Below are 1,279 nucleotides of genomic sequence, written 5' to 3' on the forward strand. Positions count from 1 at the left end.
TGTGTTGTTTCAGGACATCCAGGACACCTGTCTCAAGACATAAAGGACATGTCAGTTAAAGATGGGTGTCTAAGTCCCGGCTTGTCCTCGCGGCTCTGGTGTATGAGAAACGGTCGATACCCGAGGTGGTGTCCACGTTCGGGGTGGCCCGGTCTTGGGTGTACGCCCTTCTATCCCGCTACAAGGCTGAGGGCGAGGCGGCGTTTCAGCCCAGATCGAAGCGGCCGCATACCTCACCGTCAGCGATCGCCACCGAGACGATGATCCTCATCCTGAAGATCCGCGATGAACTCGCCGGGCAGGGCCTGGACGCCGGCGCCCACACCATCTGCTGGCACCTGGCCACCCACCACCGGGTCACGGTCAGCCCGACGACCGTGTGGCGCTATCTCAAGAAGGCCGAACTTATTGAGCCACAACCGAAGAAGAAGCCGAAGAGTTCCTACATCCGCTTCGAAGCGAACCTGCCCAACGAGACCTGGCAGACCGACTTCACCCACCACCGGCTAGCCGACGGCACCGACACCGAAATCCTGACCTTCCTCGACGACCACTCCCGCTACGCCCTGGCCGTCACTGCCCACCGCCGCGTCGCCGGCCCCACCGTCGTGGCCACCTTCCGCAAAGCCGTTGCCGCCCACGGCATCCCCGCCTCCGTGCTCTCCGACAACGGCCTGGTCTACACCACCAGATTCGCCCAAGGCGGCCGCCACCACGGCCGCAACGGCTTCGAACACGAACTCGCCCGCCTCGGCGTCGCGCAGAAGAACTCCCGACCCAACCACCCCACCACCTGCGGAAAAGTCGAACGCTTCCAACAGACCATGAAGAAATGGCTACGCAGCCGCCCGGCCCCGGCCACCATCATCGACCTGCAAGAACTCATCGACCAGTTCGTAGCCCACTACAACACCGCCCGACCACACCGGTCCCTGGACCGCAGAACACCCCTGGCCGCCTGGATCAGCCGGCCCAAAGCCACCCCGCAAGGAACACCAGCCCCCGCCCACTACCGCATCCGCCACGACCGCGTCGACGACGCCGGCAAAGTCACCCTGCGCCACGCCGGCCGCCTGCACCACATAGGCATCGGTAGACGTCACGCCCGAACCCGCATCATCCTGCTCATCGAAGATCTTCACATCCGGGTAGCCCACGCCGCCACCGGACAGCTCCTCCAAGAGCTCGACCTGGACCCCACCCGCGGCTACCAACCACAACAAACAGAAACACCCTGAACCGTGGGTTCAGGGTGTCCTCGATGTCTTGAGACATCACA

At 63.7% G+C, this 1,279-nt stretch carries 1 protein-coding gene; it reads left to right on the plus strand.

Going from position 1 to position 1,279, the window contains the following annotated elements; genetic code table 11:
* Window positions 1-65: 65 nt before the first annotated feature.
* Entirely contained in the window at window positions 66-1,238 is a 1,173-nt protein-coding gene (locus Rhe02_RS49425) for an IS481 family transposase (RefSeq protein ID WP_203915548.1), read from the plus strand.
* The last annotated feature ends 41 nt before the right edge of the window (window positions 1,239-1,279 follow it).

The sequence above is a fragment of the Rhizocola hellebori genome, from assembly GCF_016862955.1.
Taxonomy (GTDB): domain Bacteria; phylum Actinomycetota; class Actinomycetes; order Mycobacteriales; family Micromonosporaceae; genus Rhizocola; species Rhizocola hellebori.